The sequence below is a fragment of the Marinobacter sp. F4206 genome (assembly GCF_019392195.1).
Classification (GTDB): domain Bacteria; phylum Pseudomonadota; class Gammaproteobacteria; order Pseudomonadales; family Oleiphilaceae; genus Marinobacter.
Genome location: NZ_JAHXKI010000002.1, coordinates 1,244,057 through 1,264,102, shown reverse-complemented (window position 1 = coordinate 1,264,102; position 20,046 = coordinate 1,244,057). Strand labels below are relative to the sequence as shown.

General features: G+C 62.0%; 20 protein-coding genes. 10 read left to right on the top strand and 10 right to left on the bottom strand.

The genetic code is table 11. The features are described 5' to 3' along the window. Positions 1–6 precede the first annotated feature (6 nt). The 3 genes from trpE to rpe form a co-directional block, all read right to left on the bottom strand. Positions 7–1,494 (bottom strand): anthranilate synthase component I, encoded by a 1,488-nt coding sequence (trpE, locus tag KZO34_RS08215; RefSeq protein ID WP_219475615.1) that lies wholly within the window; start codon positions 1,492–1,494, stop codon positions 7–9. Positions 1,495–1,731: 237 nt separating this feature from the next. After that, complete coding sequence (locus KZO34_RS08210) at positions 1,732–2,421, bottom strand: phosphoglycolate phosphatase (protein WP_219475613.1); 690 nt, start codon at positions 2,419–2,421, stop codon at positions 1,732–1,734. Further along, positions 2,418–3,104 (bottom strand): ribulose-phosphate 3-epimerase, encoded by a 687-nt coding sequence (gene rpe / locus KZO34_RS08205; RefSeq protein WP_219475610.1) that lies wholly within the window; start codon positions 3,102–3,104, stop codon positions 2,418–2,420. The genes KZO34_RS08210 and rpe overlap by 4 nt, the downstream gene beginning before the upstream one ends. A gap of 133 nt (positions 3,105–3,237) precedes the next feature. On the opposite strand from rpe, the gene KZO34_RS08200 reads away from it, so the two are divergent. After that, positions 3,238–4,176, top strand: a complete 939-nt coding sequence (locus KZO34_RS08200; protein ID WP_219475607.1) for a DUF3530 family protein — start codon at positions 3,238–3,240, stop codon at positions 4,174–4,176. A 9-nt stretch (positions 4,177–4,185) separates the two neighbouring features. Here the strand turns inward: KZO34_RS08200 and KZO34_RS08195 are convergent, their stop codons facing one another. The 3 genes from KZO34_RS08195 to KZO34_RS08185 are packed head-to-tail and all read right to left on the bottom strand — an operon-like array spanning position 4,186 to position 6,672. Further along, entirely contained in the window at positions 4,186–4,947 is a 762-nt protein-coding gene (locus KZO34_RS08195) for a co-chaperone DjlA (protein ID WP_219475605.1), read from the bottom strand. A 4-nt stretch (positions 4,948–4,951) separates the two neighbouring features. Next, positions 4,952–5,629 carry an N-acetylmuramate alpha-1-phosphate uridylyltransferase MurU gene (murU, locus tag KZO34_RS08190; RefSeq protein ID WP_219475602.1) on the bottom strand — a complete coding sequence of 226 codons (678 nt, stop codon included), beginning with the start codon at positions 5,627–5,629 and terminating at the stop codon, positions 4,952–4,954. Continuing rightward, complete coding sequence (locus KZO34_RS08185) at positions 5,626–6,672, bottom strand: aminoglycoside phosphotransferase family protein (protein WP_219475599.1); 1,047 nt, start codon at positions 6,670–6,672, stop codon at positions 5,626–5,628. The genes murU and KZO34_RS08185 overlap by 4 nt, the downstream gene beginning before the upstream one ends. Positions 6,673–6,882: 210 nt before the next feature. Here KZO34_RS08185 and KZO34_RS08180 point away from each other — a divergent pair, with 210 nt between their 5' ends. The 9 genes from KZO34_RS08180 (at position 6,883) to slmA (ending at position 15,426) form a co-directional block, all read left to right on the top strand. Next, entirely contained in the window at positions 6,883–9,228 is a 2,346-nt protein-coding gene (locus KZO34_RS08180) for an LPS-assembly protein LptD (protein ID WP_219477249.1), read from the top strand. A gap of 61 nt (positions 9,229–9,289) precedes the next feature. Next, complete coding sequence (locus KZO34_RS08175) at positions 9,290–10,633, top strand: peptidylprolyl isomerase (RefSeq protein ID WP_219475597.1); 1,344 nt, start codon at positions 9,290–9,292, stop codon at positions 10,631–10,633. Then, positions 10,630–11,640, top strand: a complete 1,011-nt coding sequence (gene pdxA / locus KZO34_RS08170) for a 4-hydroxythreonine-4-phosphate dehydrogenase PdxA (RefSeq protein WP_219475593.1) — start codon at positions 10,630–10,632, stop codon at positions 11,638–11,640. Before KZO34_RS08175 ends, pdxA begins: the two co-directional genes overlap by 4 nt. Continuing rightward, positions 11,637–12,470, top strand: coding sequence for a 16S rRNA (adenine(1518)-N(6)/adenine(1519)-N(6))-dimethyltransferase RsmA (rsmA, locus tag KZO34_RS08165; RefSeq protein WP_219475590.1), 834 nt, complete (start codon positions 11,637–11,639; stop codon positions 12,468–12,470). The genes pdxA and rsmA overlap by 4 nt, the downstream gene beginning before the upstream one ends. Next, positions 12,463–13,263, top strand: coding sequence for a symmetrical bis(5'-nucleosyl)-tetraphosphatase (locus tag KZO34_RS08160; protein ID WP_219475587.1), 801 nt, complete (start codon positions 12,463–12,465; stop codon positions 13,261–13,263). Before rsmA ends, KZO34_RS08160 begins: the two co-directional genes overlap by 8 nt. 28 nt (positions 13,264–13,291) lie before the next feature. Next, on the top strand, positions 13,292–13,678 hold the full coding sequence (locus KZO34_RS08155; protein WP_219477247.1) for a DUF423 domain-containing protein: 387 nt from the start codon (positions 13,292–13,294) through the stop codon (positions 13,676–13,678). A 20-nt stretch (positions 13,679–13,698) separates the two neighbouring features. Then, entirely contained in the window at positions 13,699–13,899 is a 201-nt protein-coding gene (thiS, locus tag KZO34_RS08150; RefSeq protein ID WP_219475584.1) for a sulfur carrier protein ThiS, read from the top strand. 39 nt (positions 13,900–13,938) lie between these two features. Then, positions 13,939–14,748: a thiazole synthase gene (locus tag KZO34_RS08145; protein ID WP_219475581.1), complete on the top strand. Its 810-nt coding sequence runs from the start codon at positions 13,939–13,941 to the stop codon at positions 14,746–14,748. A gap of 90 nt (positions 14,749–14,838) precedes the next feature. Next, on the top strand, positions 14,839–15,426 hold the full coding sequence (gene slmA / locus KZO34_RS08140) for a nucleoid occlusion factor SlmA (RefSeq protein WP_219475578.1): 588 nt from the start codon (positions 14,839–14,841) through the stop codon (positions 15,424–15,426). 4 nt (positions 15,427–15,430) lie between these two features. Here the strand turns inward: slmA and KZO34_RS08135 are convergent, their stop codons facing one another. The 4 genes from KZO34_RS08135 to KZO34_RS08120 all read right to left on the bottom strand — a co-directional run bounded on the left by KZO34_RS08135 (position 15,431) and on the right by KZO34_RS08120 (position 19,889). Further along, on the bottom strand, positions 15,431–16,255 hold the full coding sequence (locus KZO34_RS08135; protein ID WP_219475575.1) for an inositol monophosphatase family protein: 825 nt from the start codon (positions 16,253–16,255) through the stop codon (positions 15,431–15,433). A 56-nt stretch (positions 16,256–16,311) separates the two neighbouring features. Next, on the bottom strand, positions 16,312–17,607 hold the full coding sequence (locus KZO34_RS08130) for a pyridoxal phosphate-dependent aminotransferase (protein ID WP_219475571.1): 1,296 nt from the start codon (positions 17,605–17,607) through the stop codon (positions 16,312–16,314). 103 nt (positions 17,608–17,710) lie between these two features. Further along, positions 17,711–18,454, bottom strand: coding sequence for a substrate-binding periplasmic protein (locus tag KZO34_RS08125; protein ID WP_219475567.1), 744 nt, complete (start codon positions 18,452–18,454; stop codon positions 17,711–17,713). A gap of 106 nt (positions 18,455–18,560) precedes the next feature. Next, positions 18,561–19,889 carry a substrate-binding domain-containing protein gene (locus tag KZO34_RS08120; protein ID WP_257900228.1) on the bottom strand — a complete coding sequence of 443 codons (1,329 nt, stop codon included), beginning with the start codon at positions 19,887–19,889 and terminating at the stop codon, positions 18,561–18,563. Positions 19,890–20,046: the final 157 nt, after the last annotated feature.

Here is a 20,046-nt window from a genome sequence, read left to right as displayed (position 1 = left end):
TCCGCCTCAGTGGTCGAAATCGTTGTAGGTCATGGCCACCGCGCGGAAAATCGCACGGCCCTTGTTCATGGTTTCCTTCCACTCGAGGCGGGGCACCGAGTCTGCCACCACGCCGGCCCCGGCCTGGATGTGCAGGGTCTTGTCCTTGATCACCGCTGTGCGGATGGCGATGGCCGTGTCCATGTTGCCATTGAATGAGAGGTAGCCGACGGCCCCGCCGTAGACGCCGCGTTTGACCGGCTCCAGTTCATCAATGATTTCCATGGCGCGGATCTTGGGGGCGCCACTGAGGGTGCCGGCGGGCAGGGTGGCCCGGAGCACGTCGAGGCAACTGGTGTCCGGGTTCAGGCGGCCGGTGACGTTGGAGACGATGTGCATGACGTGGGAGTAGCGCTCCACGATCATTTTGTCGGTCAGTCGAACGGTGCCGGTTTCCGAGACCCGGCCGGCGTCATTGCGGCCCAGATCGATCAGCATCAGGTGTTCGGCAATCTCTTTCGGGTCGGCCAGAAGCTCGGTTTCCAGGGCCTTGTCCTCGGCATCGGTGGCACCGCGCTTGCGAGTGCCGGCGATGGGGCGGACCGTCACTTCCTCGTCTTCCACCCGGGCCAGGATTTCCGGCGACGAGCCGACGATGTGGAAGTCGTCCAGATCCAGGAAATACATGTAAGGCGAGGGGTTGAGCACCCGCAGCGACCGGTACAGGTTCAGCGGCGGTGCCTCGAAGGGGATCGACATGCGCTGGGAAATCACGGTCTGCATCACGTCGCCGTCCAGCACGTATTCCTTGATCTTGCCGACCGCGGACTCGAATTTGTCCTGGGTGAAGCCGGAGACGAAATCGCTCTCGTCCACGGTCTTGCCGCGAAGGTGCTCGGGCGTGCGCGGGGCGTTGGCGGTCTGCCGGTGCAGCCGGTTTTCGAGCTCATCAATCCGGGCCTGGGCCTTATCGAAGGCACCGTCCACCGACGGGTCGGCATGGACGATCAAATGCAACTTGCCGCGGAGGTTGTCGAACACCACAATTTCGTCTGACACCATCAGCAGGATATCCGGCGTACCGATCTTGTCCGGCGGGCAGCTCTTGCGCAGGCGCTTTTCGATGAAGCGGACGGTGTCGTAGCCGAAGTAGCCGACCAGACCGCCGTTGAATCGCGGCAGCTCATCCAGGTCCGGCGCGTTGAAGCGGGCCTGGTACTGTTCCACAAACGCCAGTGGGTCCTCGACGTCGGCTTCCTCCACCAGTTTTCCGCCCCGGGTCACTTCGATCCGATGATCGAAGACCTTGAGCACTTCATGGCTCGGCAGGCCGATGATGGAATAGCGGCCCCATTTCTCACCGCCCTGAACGGATTCGAAGAGATAGGAGTAAGGTCCACTGGCCAGTTTCAGATAAGTACTGAGTGGCGTGTCCAGGTCTGCGAGCACTTCGCGGTAGACAGGGATACGGTTAAAGCCGGCTTGGGCGAGCTCGGAGAATTGCTCGGGTGTCATGTCTCGTTCCTGAAGTCTGATCTGCTTTCGGGCGACACCGGTTTGCGACCGGGGCGGCCAGATGGGTGGTGGCTGGGCAGGTACGCGCCAGTCAGCCGCCGGGCCTGTTCAGCCAGTGCGCCATCGCCACCATCGTGTCGCGCGGGTGGTGAGAATGCCTCGCGCTGCAGTCAGATTCAGTCCCTGCATGGCAGGAATCTCCCGATATGAAGTGATCAACGTAAAGTCCTTGTGAGATTACAAAAGCTCGTCCAGTGAATCAACAACCGCGTCGGCGCCCAGGGCATCAACCGGCTTACCGAAATTGTATCCGTAGCGGACTGCCACGCAGGGCATGCCGGCTGCCAGGGCCGCGCTGATGTCCGCGGCGGAGTCGCCCACCATGACCGTGGTGCCGCGGGTGCCGCCCAGGGCTTCCATGGCGTGCAGCAAAGGCGCAGGGTCCGGTTTTTTCACGCTCAGGGTATCGCCGCCGATGCTGACGTCGAACCAGTGCTCCAGTCCCATCTGCTTCAGCAGTGGCGCGACAAACTGTTCCGGTTTGTTGGTGACCACGCCGAGCTTGCAACCGTGATGTTTCAGGTGCCGGAGGCAGGCATCGACTCCCGGGTACACCACCGAATGCCGGCCATTGATTTGCTCGTAGGCGTAGTAAAAGATGGCAAGGGCGTCCTTGAACAGGGCGTCGTCTTTCGGCTGCGCCGGTTCCCAGTCGCTCTGGCCCGCCAGCGCGCGACGAACCAGCACGCTGGCGCCGTTGCCAACCCAATCGCGAACGCGGTCAATGCCGGCCGGTGAGCGGCCGAGCTGTTCCAGCATCTGGTCTACGGCGGCGGCGAGGTCGGGGGCGCTGTCGACCAGGGTGCCGTCCAGATCAAACAGGGCAACACCCGGCCACCGGGGGCTGAACAGTCCCGTCAGACTCATTGGCCGATAACCTTGCGCGCCCGCTCCAGCTCCTCACGCATGGCGTCGATGGTGGTCTTGTAGTCGTCGGTATTGAAGATGGCGGAGCCGGCGACAAAGGTATCGGCGCCCGCCTCGGCGATCTCCCGGATGTTCTCGGTCTTCACGCCACCGTCGATTTCCAGGCGAATGTTGAAGTTGCTGGCGTCGATGCGCTTGCGCGCCTCCCGTAGCTTGTCCAAAGTTCCAGGGATGAATTTCTGGCCGCCGAAGCCCGGGTTGACCGACATCATCAGCACCATGTCGAGCTTGTCCATGACATGGTCCATGTAATGCAGCGGCGTAGCCGGGTTGAATACCAGCCCGGCTTTGCAGCCACCGTCACGGATCAGTTGCAGGGACCGGTCAATGTGACTGCTGGCTTCGGGATGGAAAGTGATGTAGCTGGCGCCGGCATCGATGAACATGCGGATCAGGTCGTCCACCGGGGACACCATCAGGTGGACGTCAATCGGTGCGGTCACGCCATGTTTGCGCAGCGCCTCGCAGACCATGGGGCCAATGGTCAGGTTCGGAACGTAGTGATTGTCCATCACGTCGAAATGGACAACGTCGGCGCCGGCGGCCAATACGTTATCGACTTCTTCGCCGAGGCGGGCAAAATCGGCCGACAGGATGGATGGGGCAATCAGGTATGGGTTCATGATGGCTCTCTCAATGACTTTTGCGCGCGAATACGATGATAATGGCGTGGCCAGCGGTCCCTGCCGCACATGAAAAACGAGTGCTAGTCTAACAGTTCGGAACGTTTTTTTCGCAGTCTAAGAGTCAGGATCTGTGCCTAGAATCGCCAGTAGTGTCATTAAACAGTTGCTTTTGATCCTCACGGTCCCGCTATGGCTGGACTGCTCCGTTGCCAGTGCCAGCGAAACAGCGGCGGAGACGCCTGCCCGCGAAGATTCTGGTGCCAATCCGGGCCGGTCCGGGTTCACCACCGGGCTGGGTGAGGTGGAGCTGAGTCAGGCGTTTCCGGACGCGGCGCTCTGGCTGGAGCTGGAGGACGATGACCGGGCGCTGGGGTTATTCTATCCGGAGCGGGAGCCGCCGGCTGAGGGCGCGCTGGTTCTTCTGGCCGATGTCGGTGGCAATGCGGCGTCCGGGGTCGTTGGCGGCTTGGGTTTGGAGCTCGTTGAGAGGGGCTGGGCGGTACTTTCCGTGGGACTGCCGGCACCCTCCCTGCCGCTTCAGCGGTCGCTGGAAGAGCGGCTCGATAACGACGATCAGGCTGCTGGGGATGGCGCCGGCGACGACGCTTCGGCGGTGATGATTGACGTGATGGCGTCCCCGGATGGGGAGTCGCCGGAGCAGCGGTATCGAGGCCGGGTTCGCCAGAGCCTGGAGGCTGCCGTTGAAGCCTTGGCGTCGCGGGGGTATGACCGGCCGGTGCTTCTGGGTGTGGGGCGTGCCAGTGGCCACCTGGTGGCGGCGCAGCTGGCATTGCCCAATCCGGGAATCATGATCTGGGTGGCGCCGGAGTTCTATCCCCGGGATGCGCTCAGCCTGGCGGAAAGCCTGTCCCCTCGCGGCACCGGTATTCTCGAGCTCTATGCCTCTCGCAGTGCCGGCAGCGAGGACGCCCGACGGCGTTGGGCGAACCTGCTCCGGGCCGGCGTTGAGACCTACGAGCGCCAGCCGGTCAGCCTGCAAGAGCCACCGTCGAGACAGGATGCGCCAGCCCTGGCGGGCCGAATCGACGCCTGGCTCAGGTCCCGTTAGCGACCGCGCCTACCGGTGCAGTCGGTGGCGACGTTTGACCAGTTCCCATGCCTGCTGATAGCGGAACAGGCGTTCCTTGGCCAGGGCTTCTTCCTCACTACTGATCTCTCTCTGGGCCAGCTTGTCTGGATGGCAGCCGGATACCTTTTTCTTGTAGGCCCGCTTGATGATGTCCAGGGAGTCCCGGCGGGTCACTCCGAGCAGTTCGCAGGCCTGCTCGTAACTGACCGGTTTGGCCAGATTCTCGGCGTAGCGGGTCCAGACCTTGCTGGCGTAACTGTTAAAGATGTCATCGCTGACGGTGACCGGTAGCCCGATCTGGTCAATGGCATCCTCGCAACGATACCGGCGGGGCTTGGTCGGGCGGCCTTTCAGTTGGGTGGCGTGGCACAGGCAGATGGCCACGGTCAGGGCCGGTGCCGGCCACAACCGATGGGTCATCCGCAGGGACAGGCCTTTCATGGAGGGCAGCTGTTCCACGGACTTGCCTTGCTGGAACCAGTCGATGGCACGGCGACGTTGTCGTCGGGAGAGTCGAAGCGCCTTGATCAGCGCTTCGGCGTAACTGATGTCGGTTTCACTGACCCGGCCCTCGGCCTTGGCGATGTAGCCGAGGTAAAAAAACAGCGGCGCCCGGCACCAGTTGGGAAGCTGGGCGCGGTCCAGCAGCGTCGAGGTTTGATGGCCGCAAGCGGACAGTTCCTGGAGCAGACTGGAGAATTCTGCCTCAACCCGGCTGGGCAGAGCCGGCTGTCGCGTGCTGTCGTCCATGGGGTCAGAGCTCCCTGCTCAGCAGTGTCCGGTCGAGTTCCCGAAGACGGTCGGGGGTTCCGACATCAACCCATTCCCCGGCGTGTTCGATGCCCCGAATCCGCCCCCGGCGCATGGCCTCGCGAAGTATCGGGCCGAGCTTTCCGGAATGCTCGTCCAGGCCCTGGAACAGGCGGCGGTGCAGCAGGCTGATGCCGGTAAACGTGAGTGTGTCCGTTCCATCTTCCGATACGGTCCCGTCGGCCTGCAAGTGGAAGTCCCCGTCTGGATGATGGGGCGGGTTGCCGGTCAGCACCAGCAGGGCATCCGCCTGGTCCGGTGGGGTCAGCCCCGACAGGTCGAAGTCGCTCCAGATATCCCCGTTGATGACCAGGAACCAGTCCGAATCGTCGGTCAGCCACGGAAGCGCGCGGACGATGCCGCCCGCGGTTTCCAGGGGCTCCCCTTCGCGGGAATAGGTCAGGGAAAGGCCAAATCGGTCACCGGAGCCGAGGGTCGATTCGATCTGCTCGCCCAGCCAGGCGTGGTTGATGACCACGGAGCGGAACCCGGCCCGATACAGGTGGTCGAGGTGATGCTCGATCAGTGGCTTGCCGCCGACTTCCAGGAGTGGCTTGGGCGTGGTCAGGGTCAGTGGCCGCATGCGTTCGCCCTTGCCGGCGGCCAGGATCATCGCCTTCACTGGGATGCTGGCTCCTGTCCCGGGGCCGGGCCGATTCGGCGCTCAATTTCCGGCATGACCACATCACTCAGCCACTCGTGGAAACAGCGAAGCGCTGGTTGCCGGGCGCTGGCAGTGATCAGATATCGGACGGTCCGGGGAATGTCGTCGAGATAGCCATGCTTGCCATCCCGAATGGCGAGCCGGGCGAAGATGCCGGCCGCCTTAAGGTGGCGCTGCATGCCCATCAGCTCAAACCACTGACGAAACGTCTCCTCGTCCGCCCGGTGCAGGCCGGCCTCGGCACTTTGTTCTCGGAAGAAATCCAGCCAGTTGCAGAGCGCCTGTTCCGGCCAGCTGATGTAGCAATCCTTGAGCAGCGACACCGCATCATAGGTGACTGGCCCCAGAACGGCATCCTGGAAATCGATGACGCCGGGGCGGTTCGTGCCCGGTTGAACCAGCAGGTTTCGGGAGTGATAGTCACGATGTACGGTCACTTCCGGTTGTGCCAGGGCGCTCTCCCTGAGGAAGGCAAAGGTGGTGTCCAGCAGGGCACGTTCGCTGTTGCCCAACTCCATGCCCAGGTATTGCTCCAGCAACCAGTCCGGAAACAGCGCCATTTCCCGGTTCAGCAAGGCCGCATCGTAGGGTGGCAGGGGATAGTCGTCTGGCGCAGTCATCCGCTGGATGCGGACCAGTTCGGTCAGGGCTCCGCGATAGAGTGAATCCGCCGAGGCATCGTTAAGCTGTCCCAGCATCAATTGGTCACCAAAATCCTCCAGCAGCAGGAAGCCCTGCTCCAGATCTGCCTGCACGATGTCGGGAACGTTGATGTCATGCCGATGCCAGTGTCTGGCAATGGCCAGGAAGGGCGCGCAGTCTTCGTGTTCTGGCGGCGCATCCATGACAATCAGAGGGGTGGGTGGCGCGGTGTCATTGTCCCGCCAAACCCGGAAATACCGGCGAAAGCTGGCGTCGCCGGAGACCGGCTCGGCAATGGCCTGTTTCAGGCCGGTGAACTGTCTGACCCAGTCGGTCAGCAACTGCAGACGGGGATCCATGGTACGGATTGCTATCCTGGAAAAATGGGTGATCGCTGACAGCGAAAGTTAGCAGAGGAGTATAAAGAGGGTAAAACGGTTTTGCAGCGGAGTTTCCGTTAACAACCCCCAAGGGCACGTGTAAACTAGGCGCCTGTTATCCATACCCGTCCAACCATTCACCAGCAACAGGAACCTGTCACTGTGCCAATTTCCGATAGCCATCTGCAGATGCCTGCGTTCCGGTTAGGCGGGTGTGTGGTGGCCGCGTTCATCGGATTGGCTTCCGCCCAGGCGAGCGCCGAGTCGGCGCCGACCGCTGCAGAGATTGATTGGCGACCGAGGGCGCAGTTGCCGGAATCAGCCCGTGCGCAGTTGCCGGTGTTCTGTGACGGCGGCTATCTGCCGTCCGGAGCTGGCGACGATGTGAGCAGTGTGGTGAGTGCCGGTGACCGGGCGCAGACGCCACTGGAGGCCAGCGGTCTGAGCGCCCGCTACGAGATCGATCGCGTCCTTTATCTGGAGGGCAATGTTAGGGTTCGGCAGGGAGCGTTTGAAGTGAGCGGCTCCCAGGCCCGGTACAATCAGGCCGAGAGTCGGGTGTCCGTGCAGGGGCCTCTGGTCAGTCGGGGTGAGGGGTTCCTGCTGACCGGTGAGAACGCCCAGTACAACGTCGACTCCGGCCGATTTGATATCAACACCGCCACCTTCCTGATTCATGGGCCGGAGATGCGCGGTAATGCCGGCAGTCTTACCCGGCTGGCCGAGAACCAGGTCGAGATCCGCGACGGCATGCTGACCACCTGCGGCCCGGGGCAAAACGACTGGGCGATTATCGCCTCGGACATTCATCTGGATCAGGCCGAGGGCTTTGGCACCGCCAAGCACGTCCGCCTTGAGGTCCTGGACGTGCCGGTCTTTTACTGGCCCTGGGCGAGTTTCCCCATCGACGACCGGCGCAAGACCGGTTTTCTCTACCCCGAGTTCGGCTCCTCCAGCGCCGGCAGTGGTGGGTTTGTCTCAGTACCCTATTACCTGAACCTGGCGCCCCATTACGACGCGACGCTGACGCCCCAGTACATTCACGGCCGGGGCCTGTTCAACGAAGCGGAGGGCCGTTACCTGAGCCCGCTGGGTCAGACTGTTCTGCAACTGGGCTACATCGGTAACGACTCCGCCTACCGGGGTGAAAACCCGAGCGAAAGCGGCGAACGCTGGGCGCTGGACGCCTCCACGCTGGCCCGTTTCGGGGGCGGCTGGACCGGCTACGGCGATTACTCCGTGGTCAGCGACGAGGATTACCTGAGTGACCTGAACCGCAGCCTTGAGATCAACCAGGCCACCCACCTGCAGCGTCGGGGCGGTTTCCGCTATCGCGATCGCAATCAGTATTTCGAGAGCTACCTCAATGATTACCAGACGATCAGCGACCGCATCGCCGACGTCAATAAACCTTATGCCCAGCTTCCGGAAGTTATCTACGGCACCACCCGGGAACTGGGCTGGCTGGAAACCGGGTTGGAAAGCCAGTACACCCTGTTTTACCGGGATAACGAAAACCTGACCGGACTGGACCGGGCCAACGGTCAGCGCCTGCGGGCGATACCGGAGCTGGCGGTGCCGCTGCGAACCCTCTGGGGCTTTAGCCGGCCGTCGGTCAGTGTCGATTACACCCGATACGAGCTGGATGACTACACGTTGGGCGACGGCAGCTTTGACCGTACCGTGCCTGTGGCCGAATGGGACAACGGGCTGTACTTCGATCGCCAGTCCCGTGTTTTCGATGTGCCCTACAATCAGACCCTGGAGCCCCGGCTTTACTACGCCTGGGCCGATGCTGATGCCGATCAGAACGACATTCCGGATTTCGATACCGACATTCAGGCCTTTCGTTTTGACCAGCTGTTCCAGCCGGACCGATTCACCGGCGGCGACCGGGTGGGTGACGCCAATCAGTTGACCGTGGCTCTGACCAGCCGTTTTAATGACCTGCTCACCGGGGCGGAGCGGGCCCGGTTCAGTATCGGCCAGGTCCAGTATTTCCAGGATCGGGAAGTCACCCTGTTTGGCGCGGGCTCCAGTACCCGAAGCCGTTCGCCATTGGCCGGTGAAGTGGTTCTGAATCCCCTCGACACCCTGGAGATACGCTCATCCGGCCTCTGGGATCCCGAGTCGGGCGAAACCGAGGAGGGGCGCAGTCAGCTGGTGTTTCACTCCGAGGACTACCGCTACCTCGCCAGCCTTGGCCACACCTACAGCAAGGATGAGATTGAACAGTCGGATGTTGCCACGGTTTTCCCGGTCAGTGATCGTGTTAGCCTGATCGGTCGCTGGGTATACGATTCCACGCTGGATCGGACGGTGGGGTCACTGGCGGGGCTGGAATACAACAACTGTTGCTGGAGTGTCCAGGTGGTGCATCAGAACTACCTGACCGATGATCGCGAACTCGAAAGCCGCGTGCTGTTTCAGGTTAAGCTCAAGGGGCTGGGCGGAAGTGGCGGCTCCTCCACCCGGATTGCCGAGGCCATTTACGGATTTGATGAGCGGGAGCGTCGCCGGTTTGGAACTCCCTGATCCGGCTGATGACTAACCCCGGATATCGTGCCCGCAGCTTACTTACTTACAAGAGGTGTTTATGAAGGCGACCCTTCGCCATGTTGTTAAAACGTTGCTGTTGGTGGCAGCCGTCACGCTGTCACTGACGGTGCAGGCGGAGCGTAAACTGCTCGACCAGGTGGTGGCGATCGTCGACGACGACGTCATCCTGCAGACCGAACTCGACGCCCGCATCAATACCATTACCGGACGCCTGAGTGCCCAGGGCACCGGGCTGCCGCCCAGGGCGATTCTGGAGGATCGGGTTCTGGAGCAGCTGATTACGGAATCCATCCAGCTCCAGATGGCCGAGAAAATGGGCATGCGGATCAGCGACAACGAGCTGAACGAGACCATGGACAACATCGTCGAGCGCAACGGCATGACCATGGCCCAGTTCGAACAGCAGTTGGCGTCCGAGGGTGTCACCTTCCGTCAGGCGCGGGAGCAGATCCGTAATGAAATGCTGACCAGCCGGGTCCAGCAACGCCAGGTTGGCAACCGGGTCCGGGTGACCGACCGCGAAGTCGAGAATTACCTGCAGGCCGTGGAGGCTCGGGGCGGCAACAACGCCGAGTACCGTCTGGCCTATATCTTCATCGAAGTGGATGACCCGAACAGCGAGGCTTCGGTTGACGCGGCCCGCGAACGGGCAGAAAACCTGCGTCAGCAGATCGTCGATGGCCGCGATTTCCGGGAAGTGGCGGTGGCGGAATCCGATGCCAGTAACGCCCTGGACGGCGGCGACATGGGCTGGCGTTCCGAAAGCCAGCTGCCATCATTGGTCGCCCCGGTGGTGCCCGAGCTTGCCGTTAATGAGCCTTCCCCGGTGCTCGAAAACAATAGCGGTTTCCATCTCGTGATGGTGATGGACCAGCGCGGCGGCGGGCAGAAACAGGTGATCCAGCAGCACCGGGTTCGCCACATCCTGATTCGCCCGTCAGAGGCCGTGCCCGATGCCCAGGCCGAGGCCAGGATCCGCGATATCTTCCGGCAGCTCCAGGAGGGCGCAAACTTTGCCGATCTGGCCCGGGAATTTTCAGATGACCCGGTCTCCGGTTCCGATGGCGGCAATCTGGGCTGGGTGAGTCGGGGGCAGATGGTTCCGGCGTTCGAGCAGGCCATGTTGGCAGCGGATCTGGGTGAGCTTCGCGGACCCTTCCGGTCGCAATTTGGCTGGCACATCCTGCAGGTGGAGGAGCGTCGCCAAAAGGATATCAGCGGTGATGTCGAAAAGGCGGAAGCCCGCCAGGCAATCTACCGTCGCAAGTTCGAAACCGAGCTGCAGAACTGGCTGCGGGAAATCCGGGACGAGGCCTTTATCGAATTCAAGGGTGAGTACGCCCGTGAGGATGCCGTTGAAGGAGAGAGCAGCGAGTCATGACGGCCCCCGCGATCCTTGCGCTGACGGCCGGTGAACCGGCCGGAATCGGCCCGGAACTCTGTCTGCAGCTGGCAGGCGAGAGCCGCGAGGCCGGAATTGTGGTGGTCGCCAGCAAAGCCCTGCTGGCCGCCCGGGCGAAAATGCTCGGCCTCGACGTATCGCTGCACGACTGGCAGCCGGGGCAGTCTCCGGTCACAACGCCTGGGCAGCTTTCAGTGCTCGAGACCCAGGGTTGTGTCAGCACCGAGGCTGGCGTCCTTGATCCGGCCAACAGCGCCTATGTCCTCGAAACGTTACGGACGGCTGCCGAGGGGTGCCTGCGGGGCGATTTCGACGGAATGGTCACGGCCCCGGTGCACAAGGGCGTGATCAACGAAGCGGGGATCGCGTTCAGCGGTCATACCGAATTCCTGCAGGAACTCTGCGGTGTCGAACGGGTGGTCATGATGCTGGCCACCGAGGGCTTGCGGGTGGCGCTGGTAACCACCCACTTACCGCTCAAGGATGTATCGGCGGCCATAACGCCGGAACGCCTGAGCCAGGTTACCCGAATTCTCGATGCCGACCTGAGGACATTCTTCGGGATTGAACACCCCCGTATCCTGGTGGCGGGCCTGAATCCCCACGCCGGCGAGGGGGGGCACCTCGGTCGCGAGGAGATCGAGACCATTGAACCGACCCTGGAACGGCTCAGGAGCGAGGGCATTCAGCTGACCGGCCCCCTGCCGGCCGATACCCTGTTTACCCCCCACTGGCTGGATAACGCGGATGCGGTGCTGGCCATGTACCATGATCAGGGCCTGCCGGTACTGAAATTCCAGGGCTTTGGCCGAGCGGTCAACATTACCCTGGGGCTGCCCATTGTCCGCACCTCCGTCGACCATGGCACCGCCCTGGATCTTGCCGGTACCGGCCGGGCCGATGTCGGCAGCCTGCGGACCGCTCTGGGGGTTGGCGCGCACATGGCCCGCTGTCGGAAAGCTGCTAACCAAGAGGCACGCCCGTGAGTAACAAGCCCGGCCACCAGGCCCGAAAACGATTTGGCCAGAACTTCCTGCACGATCCCGGGGTGATTGAACGGATCGTACGCGCCATCAACCCCAAGCCCGACGACGCGATTGTCGAGATCGGGCCGGGTCTGGGGGCGATCACCGAGGAAATCCTCGCGGTGAACCCGAGACTCCAGGTGGTGGAGCTGGATCGTGACCTGATTCCGGTGTTGCGCACCAAGTTCTTCAATTATCCGGAGTTCCGCATCCATGAGGCGGATGCGCTGAAGTTCGACTTCAGCCAGTTGGTCGAGGGTGGCAACCGCCTGCGCATCATTGGCAACCTGCCGTACAACATCTCGACACCTCTGATCTTCCACCTGCTGGGGCAGGCGGGCGTGGTCAAGGACATGCATTTCATGTTGCAGAAAGAGGTGGTCCAGCGCCTGGCGGCGGTTTCGGGCGACAATAATTATGGCCGGCTGGGGATTATGGCCCAGTATTTCTGCAAGGTGCAGCCCTTGTTCGAAGTGGGACCGGGCGCGTTCCGGCCGGCACCGAAAGTGGATTCCGCCATCGTGCGTCTGGTCCCCCACGAGACCCTGCCGCATCCGGCCAAGGATCTGGGGACCTTGCAGGCGGTGGTCCGGTCGGCGTTCAATGCCCGCCGAAAGACGCTGCGCAAGGCGCTGGGCGGGATGATTTCCGTGGAGCAGTTGCAGAGTCTGGGGATCAACGACGGCCTGCGCCCGGAAAACCTCAGCCTCGCCGACTACGTATTGATTGCAGACCTGTTGGTTGACGAGAAAGCCAACGGGCACCGTTCCGATGAGGTAAGTAATGACTGACTACGCCATAGGCGATATTCAGGGCTGTTACGACCGGTTGCGGGATGTCCTGGCGCAGGTGTCGTTTTCACCGTCCCGGGACCGTCTCTGGGTGGCCGGGGATTTGATTAACCGCGGCCCCGCCTCGCTGGACACCCTGCGTTACATCGAGAGTCTGGGGAGCTCGGCGGTCGTGGTTCTCGGCAACCACGACCTGCACTTGCTGGCGGTGGCGCTGGGCGGTCACCCACCGCGCCGGAAAGATACGCTGGCGGACATCCTGGAGGCGCCGGATCACGACCGGCTCGTTGCCTGGCTCAGACAGCAGCATCTGTGCATCCGGGACTCCGCCCGGAATCTGGTTATGGTCCATGCCGGTGTGCCCCACATCTGGAGCGTCGATCAGGCCGTGGCCTACGCCCGGGAAGTGGAGGCCGTGATTCGCGGTGATGACGCCGAGGAGTATTTTGCCCACATGTATGGCAACGAGCCGGACCGCTGGGACGAGCATCTCAGTGGTATGGAACGTTGGCGGGTCATTACCAACTACTTCACCCGCATGCGGTTCGTCGCCGAAGACGGAACGCTGGAACTGGCGACCAAGGAGGCGGCGGGCAGCGCGCCCAATGGGTATAAGCCTTGGTTCGAGTACCCTCGGGGCGACGACGTCCGAGTGGTGTTCGGACACTGGGCGGCGCTCGAGGGCCAGACCGGCAGCGATCAGTTTATTGGCCTGGATACCGGCTGTGTCTGGGGTGGTGTGCTGACCATGATGAATCTGGATACCGGAGAAAAGATCCACTGTGACTGCTGAGCGCGTAGATCAGGGTTGTCGAGGCTTCATGCGCCTCCCGCTGGTGATCGGTGCCCTCTGCGCCCTGTTTGGGGTCATGGCCGGTGCCTTTGGCGCTCATGGCCTGCGTGGTATCGTCAGTGAACGGGGGCTGGAGGTGTTTCAGACCGCCGTGACCTATCAGATGTACCACGCCATCGCCCTGGTCGTGGTGTCGGCCCTGGCGCTGACCGGGCTGAGCCGCAGGCTACTGTCGGTGGCCGCCGGATTCTTCCTTGTGGGTATACTGCTTTTCAGTGGCAGTCTTTATGTGCTGGTGCTGACGGATCTTCGCTGGATCGGTCCGGTCACACCCCTCGGCGGGGTGTGTTTTATGATTGCCTGGGCATTGCTGGTGATTGCCGGGTTGCGGCCGCTCGGGCTCCGAGCGGAGTGAGGAACAGAGGTAGAAAGCCTATGCAAGTTGAGGTGAATGGCGATGCGATGGAGCTGCCGGTCGGCGCAACCATCCTGACCCTGATTGAAAACATGGCCCTGGCGGGCAAGCGTCTGGCCGTAGAGGTTAACGAGGACATCGTACCGCGGAGCCAGCACCGGGAATTCGTTCTCAGTGAGGGCGACCGGGTGGAAGTTGTCCACGCGATTGGCGGTGGCTGATCGTGTATTCCATGACAAATTAACAACCGCAGGAAGGTTATGAGCGAGACTCCCGAGATTCTGCTTCCCGAAGACAAGCCCCTGGAAATTGCGGGCCGCGTCTATCAGTCGCGTCTGCTGGTCGGTACTGGCAAGTACCGTGATCTGATGGAAACCGGTCATGCCATCGAGGCCAGTGGCGCCGAAATTGTGACCGTGGCCGTGCGCCGGACCAATCTGGGGCAAAATCCGGATGAGCCCAATCTTCTGGATGTCATCTCCCCGGAAACCTACACCATCCTGCCCAACACGGCCGGCTGTTACACCGCCAAGGATGCAGTGCGAACCTGCCGGCTGGCCCGGGAGCTGCTGGACGGTCATGACCTTGTGAAGCTGGAAGTGCTGGGGGAGGAGAAAACCCTGTACCCGAACATGACCGAAACCCTGGATGCGGCAGAAACGCTGATCAAGGATGGTTTCAAGGTAATGGTCTACTGTTCCGACGACCCGCTGCTGGCGAAGCGTCTGGAAGACATGGGCTGTGTTGCCATCATGCCTCTGGGCGCGCCCATTGGCTCCGGCCTGGGCATTCAGAATCGATACAATATCCGGCTGATTGTCGAGAACTCGAACGTACCGGTCTTGGTCGATGCGGGCGTCGGTACCGCATCCGACGCGACCATCGCGATGGAGCTGGGTTGCGACGGCGTGCTGATGAACACCGCCATCGCCCAGGCCAAAGACCCGATCAAGATGGCCAACGCCATGCGCCTGGCGATTGAAGCCGGTCGTGAAGCCTATCTGGCCGGGCGCATGCCCAAGAAGCTGTACGCCAGTGCATCCTCGCCCATTGATGGCACCTTCTTCTGATCTGGGGCACAATCCCCACTACGAATAAACGAGGGCCGGCACCCGATGACCGGCCCCGACAACGACAAATCAGAGCGCTGCAGTCCTGTCATGACCGATCAGAAACCGAGTCGCCGTGAGGCGATCCTTCACGCCCTCGTGGAGCTCCTGGAAACCGATCCCGGGGCCCGTATTACCACCGCGGGTCTCGCCAAATCCGTGGGTGTTACCGAGGCCGCCCTATACCGCCACTTCCCCAGCAAGCGGAAAATGTTCGAGGCTCTTATCGAGTTTGCCGAGGAGGCCGTCTTTTCCCGCTGCCAGCTGATCCTGCAGGAGCAGGAGGATGTCCGGGTGCGGCTGCAACAGCTGGTGCATCTGGTACTGGTGTTTGCCGAGCGCAATTCCGGCCTGTGCTGTGTGCTGACCGGTGATGCGCTGATGGGGGAGAACGAGGCCCTGCGCAAGCGGGCATCCCAGTTCTTTGAACGCCTGGAGACCCAGGTGCGTCAGGCGCTCAAGGAAGGGGAAATTCGCCAGGGATTGCGCCCGCGAACGAGCGCGGCGCGTGGTGCGGACTTTGTCCTGGTGTTCCTTGAGGGTCGGATTCAGCGGTTTGTGCGGTCCTCGTTCGCCCGGTTGCCGTCGGCGGACTTTGAGGAAAGCTGGTCGCTGGTCGCCGAGGGTGTCTGGGCCTGAGCGTTCAATCGTAGCCCGAGGCCTTCCGGAGTATTTCGCGAACCGGTGCCCAGATCGCCGGTGCCGAAATCAGAATGTCGCGGCCATAGAGATCGGCGGGATAGCCCTCCGGCACACTCCCGAAGTGCCCGGCGGTTGCGCCGGCTTCCAAGGCGATCAGACGCGCCGCGGCAAAGTCCCAGGGGCTGACGTTTTCATAGTAGACATCCAGGCGGCCACAGGCGACCCAGCAGATGTCGAGGGCCGCGGAGCCGATGCGCCGCAGGTCGCGGCACTGGTGAATCATGGCGTCGAGTCGTGCCACCAGGGGGCCCAGGCTGTCCTTGGTGTATGGGAAACCGGTGGCGAACAGGGCATCGCGCGGGACCGTTGCACCGCTGTGGCTGATCGCGCGGCCATTCAGGGTCGCGCCTTCGCCCTTGGTGGCCCGAAAGGTCTCGCCGGGGAAGGGGGCGTGGACCACGCCGGCCCGAACCCTGCCTTGTTCGGCGTAGGCAATCGAGACGGCGACCTGTGGGTGGCCGTAGGCATAATTGACGGTGCCATCGATGGGGTCAACGATCCACAGCGGCGTGTCCAGTTCCTCAGCCTGGCTCAGGTCCGGCATGGTCTCTTCTGACAGGATGCGATGGTCGGGGAACCGCTTACGGATGGCTCCGGTGATGAATTCGTCGGCCATCACATCGGCGTGGGTAACCAATTCCGTTTGCTGTTTGTAATCCGTCCGCAGGGTGTTCTCATCCCGCTCCCGCCGGATCAGTTCACCGGCTTCCAGAGCCAGTTGTTCAGCAAAGTCGGTAATCGCTCGGAGAGAAACGGTATCGGACACGGCGCCCCCATGGCTGTCTTGGGAAAGAGTGAGGGCGCCAGTCTAACACGCCGGGATCAGAGGCTGGTCAACCAGTCCTCCATCTTGTCCATGGCCTTGACCAGGCGCGGACAAGCCTGCTGCACGAAGGCGTCGCCCAGGTCGTGATCGGCGTAGTCACCGCCGGCCAGCTTCAGGGCGTCGGCACCGTCAAAGTCGACGAATGCCAGGCGCGCACCCAGATGATCCGGAACAAAGCCAAAGTCGCTGGCGGGCAGAATCGCCACCCCGGTGTTTTCGAGCAGGGACGTACAGAACGCCTGGCTGGTCTTGATGTCCCGTTTCGCGAGCTGGTCGCGGAAGTTCGAGAAATCCGGGAACAGGTAGAATGCGCCCTCGGGCTTCTGGACCACCGCGCCCATGGCGGTCAGGCGCCGATGCACGTATTCGCCAATGACCTTGAGAACCCGCCGGGATTGCACCAGGTATTCATCGATGTCGTCACCGCCGTCGAACGCCGCTATGGCCGCGTACTGGATCGGGGCGCTGGTGGAGGTGAAGGTTTCGCTGGCGATGATGGCCATGGCATCCAGCAGGGGTCGCAGCTCGGGTGGGAAAATGAACGTACCGAGGCGCCAGCCGCCAGCGCCGGCCCACTTGCTCAGGCCCGTGCTGATGATGGTCCCTTCCGGGTAGTAACGGGCAATGGACTTGTGTTTACCCTCGAAATGGACCTCGCCGTAAATCTCGTCGGAGAGCAGGATGAGCTTGTACTTGCGGGCGACATTGGCGATTGCCAGCAACTGGTCGTCCGTGTAGGTGCAGCCGGTTGGATTCGACGGATAGTTCAGGATCAGGATGCGCGGACGGGACGGGTCGTCCCGGCAGATGATGTCCAGTTCCTCGGCGGTAAGTTGCCAGTTGTTTTCGGCGTGGGTGGGTAGCCAGTGCACCGAACGGCCGATAATCCGTGCTTGCGGTGCGTAGGAAACCCAGCTCGGGCGCGGAATCAGCAGATCACCGTAATAGGCCAGCTGCAGGATAAACAGCAGTTCCTTGGAGCCGGGGCCGATAAGCACGTCCTCCCAGGTGCAACGCATGCGCTCGCTGCGATTGATGTAACCCGCGATGCTTTCGCGCAGCCCTTTCAGGCCCTTGACCGGCAGGTAGTCCTTTTCGTGGGCGTGCGCCTTCAGCGCATCGACCACTCTCTCGGGCACCGGAAACGGAGACTGCCCGAGCCCCAGTTTGATGATGTCCTTGCCGTCAGCCTTGAGCTGGTTGCTCAGTTCATTGATGCGGAGAGTGGAAGAGGGTTGGATACCCCGAACATTCAGGTTAATCGCATAGCGGTGATCGGATTGTATGTCCATTGTCCCTGTCTGTGGTTTGGAAGTGACAGGTTCAGTATAGGTAACCCAAACATACCTGTGACCGGGCACAGGATAGGTGATTGCCGAATCCGGAAGGGGGACTTTAGTCGGAGTCGGGTAAGCCGAGCTGGTTCAGCACCCGATTGAAGTCCGATCGCAGTTGCTCCGCATCCGGCCTTTGCCGGGAAAAGGCCGCCCGGAAGTGGCGCTCCTCCCCGACAGTGCCGGGGATCGCGGTAACCTCGGAGAGTTCCGGGTACTGCTTCTGGTATGTTCGAATCAGGTAGTTGCACGCGGTTTGCTCGCAGATAAAGAGATCCATCCGGTCCAGGGCAACCATGCGGAGACCGGCCAGGTCTGGCTGTTCCTGGCGCATGGTTCTGACCTCGGCCTGGTCCTGTGCGAGCCAGTCCATAAACGCCGGGTCGTAACTGTACGAGGCGGAGATGCCCAGGCGCAGGTTGGCCAGATCGTCGAATTCGGACCAGGACAGATCGGTGTCCTTGCGGGCATAGAACACGTCCCGGGCCGTGCTGATCGGGTCGGTGAACAGATAGTAGCGCTCGCGCTGGGGAGACGCGGTCAGGGAGAACAGGAGGTCGGCGGTGCCATTGCGGACCATCAACTCGGCTCTGGCCCAGGGCAGGATCCTGAACCTCGGGGCGTAGCCCATTCGCTCGACAACGGCCCGGACGGTCGCGACATCCTGCCCCCGAAGCGTGCCATTCTCGAGGTACTCGAAAGGGGGGTACTCTGTGGTAACCACTTCCAGAACAGGGGCTGGTTCGGACTGCACCGGCATGGCGGCCCATAGAATCAACATGCTGATAACGCGCCGAATCAGCATAGGCTCGGTCTCCACTTGCGGTTGTGCGTCCCTCTGTTCTGAAGTCTAGCTGATTTGCCCGGGAATTCTGGCAATCCGGAGGCATTGCGGGAAGATCGGGCCAGACTCAGCGAGAGCGTATCCAGACCTCCACCCGGCCATTGCGTTGCTGGCCGCTGTCCCCACCGGCCATCCCCACCGGCATGTAGTGACCGTAGCCAGTATAGGCGATGTCACCCATCCCAAGATCGGAGAGCGCCTTGCGCACCGAAAGCGCCCGAAGTTCGGAAATCATCTGCGCCCGCAGCTCGTTGCTCTGCTGGTCCGCGAAGCCGATCAGCATCAGATCGTCGGCAGTGCGGTCGTTGCTGCTCATGAAGTCGGAGACCCGGTGTAAGTCCCGTCGGGCTTTGTTGTCGAGCCGGGTTCTCCCCTCCGAGAACCGGAAATTGACGGTCAGGCGCCGGTAATTCTCGGTCAGGCGACGGAATGTCTGCGGGGTGCTGTGGTCCAGCTCCGGTTTGACCGCGATCGGATTCTGGGAAATGAACCCGGAGCGGGAAACGATTGCCTGACCTTCCTCGCCCAGCACGAAATCAATGAAGCTTGCCGCCAGGGGCGTTGTTGCATTACCGGGCGTGTACATGAACAGGCGACGGGCAAGGGGGTAGTCCTCACTGGCTACGGTCAGCTGGTTGGGTTTGAGTGCCGGGGCATCGCCGTCAGAGATCGCCAGTACCTTGCTGTTTCGCACCGAGGCCAGTCCGGCGAAGCCGATGCCCGATGGGTCCTGGCTGACATCGTCAGAGAGCTGGTCGTTGGATTCATAGCGCTTGGCGGATGGGGCCAGGGGATAGGCTTTGCCCAGCACCAGGCTCTTGAATGTGTCCCAGGTACCCGAGCGGTCATCACGGGCATACAGGTGGATGGTCTGGTTGTCGCCACCGACTTCGGACCAGTTCCGGATCTGGCCGGCGAAGATCCTGCCCAGGGTTTCGATGCTGAGCTGATCCACCGGGTTGGATGGATGCACCAGGACCGCGAGGCCGTCGATGGCAATCACATGCTCGCTGTCGAGATCGTTCAGGTTGGCTCGCCCGGCCATCTGCGACACTTCCCCGGGCTTGGCGGGACGGGACGAGGCCCAGATGTTCGCCGTGCCATTGTTCAGCGCCTTGAACCCGGTGCTTGAGCCGTGGGCGGCAACCAGGGCGCGAACGCGGGTACCGGATTGCTGGCCCGTCAGTACCTTTTCGTTTTCTTGGCCGTTGCTGCGGGTCGTGACCGGGTCATTGCCCTGGCGATCCAGGAACCCCTCCACGAGCATTGGCGCGAGAGTCGCTCCAATGGTGTTGGAGCCGTGGATCGCCAGGTCTTCGGCGTGGGCCAGGGGCATCCACAGGGCGAGTGCCAGAAAAGCGCTGCGCAGAGCCATGGGGAAATGGCGTTGTTTCATCCTAAAACCTCGTGACAACAAATAGTTAGCGTTGCCGGAAGAATGCGACAGAAATGTGACAATATTGTTTCAGTTGCAGGTGGGGAGGTTTTGGCCCGGGCGACCTTTGGGCGAAAAGTGTTAAGCAGGCCGCGGTGTCTGAGTGATTTGTGGCTTA